General features: G+C 60.2%; 3 protein-coding genes. 2 read left to right on the top strand and 1 reads right to left on the bottom strand.

Annotated elements, in window-relative coordinates; all coding sequences use genetic code 11:
* The first annotated feature begins 235 nt into the window (after positions 1-235).
* Positions 236-1936 (top strand): adenylate/guanylate cyclase domain-containing protein, encoded by a 1701-nt coding sequence (locus tag ACWUKX_RS30880; protein ID WP_456010443.1) that lies wholly within the window; start codon positions 236-238, stop codon positions 1934-1936.
* A 299-nt stretch (positions 1937-2235) separates the two neighbouring features.
* On the opposite strand, the gene ACWUKX_RS30885 is transcribed toward ACWUKX_RS30880, so the two are convergent.
* A complete protein-coding gene (locus ACWUKX_RS30885; RefSeq protein WP_456010444.1) occupies positions 2236-2793 on the bottom strand; it encodes a hypothetical protein in 558 nt (185 codons plus the stop codon).
* Between the two features lie 165 nt (positions 2794-2958).
* Here ACWUKX_RS30885 and ACWUKX_RS30890 point away from each other — a divergent pair, with 165 nt between their 5' ends.
* The gene (locus ACWUKX_RS30890) at positions 2959-3108 is read left to right on the top strand and encodes a hypothetical protein (RefSeq protein ID WP_456010445.1); all 150 of its coding nucleotides are present in this window, start codon (positions 2959-2961) and stop codon (positions 3106-3108) included.
* Positions 3109-3112: the final 4 nt, after the last annotated feature.

Below are 3112 nucleotides of genomic sequence, written 5' to 3' on the forward strand. Positions count from 1 at the left end.
TGACTGTTTGTGTTGTCATTTGGCATTCGCCTACGGTGTCTCTGGTCTCGCGGCCAATCTTCTCAGAGGCAGAGTGAAATCCTGACGCTTGCTACCGTGTGTGGAGGGCAGGACGTTGGCGACGCCGGTGAAGCGAACGTATTTCGTGCTTGCCGCCAGCGAATATGGCATGCTTGTTGGCGGACTATGACCTCGTTGCGAGGTGAACAACATGCAACGAAGACTGGCTGCGATCATGGTGGCCGATTTCGTCGGTTCTACCTCAGCCATGGAGTCCGACGAAGAGAGGGTCGTTGCACGCATCGCCGATTGCATGAAGACGGTCGGAGATGTTGTCATCAGTCACGACGGGCGAGTTTTCAACACCGCCGGTGATGCCGTGCTCGCCGAATTCTCCAGCCCCGTCAACGCGCTGAAAGCGGCAATGGAGGCGCGAATTGCCATCGCCGCGGTATCTGGCGCGACGGCTCGCGACATGCGCTTTGGGCTGCACCTTGCCGACGTTGTAGTAGTGGGTGGTGATCTCCGTGGCGATGGAGTGAATGTCGCAGCGCGTTTGCAGTCTGCCGCCGACGCGGGGGAGATCGACGTCACCGGGCCGCTCTATGATTATGTTCACCGCGTTTCCCCATGTACGTTTGAGGAGATCGGTGAGAGAAAATTCAAAGGGATATCTTCGCCGATCCGGGTTTTTCGGGTCAGGTCGACAGTCGATCGCCCCCGATTCCAATCGGCTCCTACCCGAATTGCACCTTCCTCACCGATCCATCCGAACTCGGTCGCGGTCGCGGCGTTTTCCGCAGCATCGCCTGCGGATCATGACCAGTTGTTTCTCGCCGAGGGTCTGACCGATGATCTGACGCTTGAACTGGGCCGATTGAAGAGCCTTTTCGTCAGCTCCCGTTCCGCCTCGACGGCTCTCGCAACGAAAGACCCGGTGGAAATCGGCAGGTCACTTGGTGTGGCATTCGTGTTGGCGGGCTCGGTGCGCAAGATAGGCTCGCGTGTGCGCCTCAACGTTTCACTCGTTGAGACTGAGCAGGGGCGCCTGATATGGTCGGACCGGATCCAGCGTCCGTTTGACGACGTACTCGACGTCATCGACGAGATTACGGCGCGGGTTGCCGCCACCGTCGCCGGCCGCATCGAGCAAACCGAACTGGCCGCCGCGCGCCTGAAGCGACCCGAGAACATGTCGGCGTATGAATGCTATCTCATGGGCATCGAAAACCATCGGTTGGGTGGCCTAGCCGATCACTACTACCGGGAGGCGATGCGATGGTTCGAAAGGTCAATGGAAGCGGATGCGAGTTTCGGCCGGGCATTCGCGATGCATGTCTGTGCGTGGAGCAGCCTGCCCGACTTTGATCTTGACCTGGCGAAGAAGCAGATAGCGCATGCTCTGGAGCTCGACCCGACGGATCCGGAAGCCCATCGCATTATGGGTGCGATGAAGCTGAGGGGCGGCGACTTTGCCGCGTCCCGTCACCATCATGAGCGGGCGATCGAACTCGCACCGAATGACGCCTTCCTGATCGGCATGTGTGCGGAGTTCTACCTCTATGCGGGGGAACCGGAGCGGGCACTTGGCCTGCTCGACCGTGCCGAGGTTCTCGACCCGTTTCTACCGGTCTGGGTCACCGAGGAGCGGATTGCCTCTCTTTACGCTCTTGGCAGATATGACGAGATGTTCGCGGTTGGCCGCGCCCTGCCGTCCCAGACCCGTCGCACGCTGATCTATTGCGTTGCGGGGCACATGGAGCGCGGGGAAATCGAAGATGCACGGCATCTGGTTTTGCAGGCCCTCGCGCTCGACCCGTCGCTCTCGGCCGAATACATCCGCGATACCGCATTGTTCAGGGATCGGACAATGACGGACAGGCTGGTCGGCCACGCTTGCGCAGCCGGCCTTCCTGCCGCACCGCTTCGCCAGTAACTGGCTCACGTCAGGTCCTTACCGCCGCTCCTCCATTCCAGAACCTCGCGAATTGAGCAGAGCGATGCTGCCGCGCAGTGTCTGCCTCGGGTCAAATCGAGCTGTTTGTCGCGATTGTGTGGAAGACAGCAACGGGTCGTCGTCACCTGACTTTGCCGGTGCTTTCACCTCGACCCTCTGAGATTCATCATCTTGACACGCGGCCGTCTACTGGCTGCGCACGAAGCGGCACATGTCGGTGATGTCTTTCGGGGCGAGAAAATCCGCCGCGACCGGCCAAGACGCGGCGGTGGAGGCCGCTACTGGCTGTGGGCTGCCGTGCCTGCAGGAAGCATCAGGTGCTGATACTTGGTCCCCGGAAACATTACGTAGGAATTCTTTGGATCGGGGTCCAAACTGTTCGGATAACTCGCCGCCATCTCATGCGCCGCCTTCCCGACTATCATGACATGCGGACCCGTTTGCACCCAATGCGACTTGTCGGTCGCATAAGGATCATGGTTGCTGGTGCCTAGGTCTCCGGCGAGCATGTAGATGAAGCCGGTCTTGTCAGGCGGCTCGGCCTTGGTCGAAATCGCCTCGAACCATTCAAGCCCGGCGGCATCGGCACACCACGGCTCGCCGCTGGGAGCGACAGCGCAGGTCCATCCGTTCGTTCCAGTCTTGATGGGCGTCAGCTTGAAGCCATCACCTATCCGAGTGATTGTGGCGTCCTTCCCGATATCCGCTGGGGCAGCGGACATCGCTTTTGCGGTGAACTCGGGATCTCCCTTGGGAACCTCCGCCGTGAGTTCAGCGGCGACGCTGGAGGCTGAGAACGCTATCGTTACCGTCGCGAGGTAAAAGAGCAGTTTCATGGCTACACTCCTGTGTGTGCGGCCGGCAGGCATAGTATAGCGCAGAATTTCGGCCATGTCGCGTCACTGATCCCGCCACGCAAAGACTGCTCTACCTGAATTCGGTGCCCAGATTTGCTCCGTAGTGGCGGATGTTTGGCGCGCGCCTGACGCTGCTCGGACAGCGTGGGTGTACGTCCGCTTGTGTTGCCCGAAACTTTTGTCGATCACGCCAAGCCCGAAAAGATGTATGCCGACGCCGGGCTGGATGCTGCCGGTATCGTGCGCACCGTCTTCGTGGCGCTGGGACACACCGCGAGCGCGCAAAGCGCCTGAATCA

It is taken from the genome of Mesorhizobium sp. f-mel, assembly GCF_053850215.1.